1 protein-coding gene is annotated in these 272 nt (G+C 41.9%); it reads right to left on the reverse strand.

The features are described 5' to 3' along the window. Window positions 1-272: YcaO-like family protein (locus tag AAEY62_RS22415; RefSeq protein WP_350636613.1), on the reverse strand; the 272-nt coding region annotated here is incomplete at both ends.

Here is a 272-nt window from a genome sequence, read left to right on the forward strand (position 1 = left end):
TTGTACGCGTGCTTCAAATTTAGTATTGCCGGCACTCATACCGTTAGATACAAAAATATTACCAATACCGTTAACCGGAATATACACATCTTGGTTATCGCTTTGGCGGGTGTATGGCACAGTACAAATACCACGCTTAACATTACCAGAGTTAAAATCGAAAAGGTGCGATGCATTAAGTTCGCGCTCTGGGTCAAAGTAGTCCCATAAGCTTTCATCCATAATGCCCTCAGGCACTTCATCGTTTGTTACTGTAAACCACTTTTCGGTTG

This window comes from Pseudoalteromonas sp. GW168-MNA-CIBAN-0100, from assembly GCF_040309225.1.
GTDB lineage: Bacteria > Pseudomonadota > Gammaproteobacteria > Enterobacterales > Alteromonadaceae > Pseudoalteromonas > Pseudoalteromonas arctica.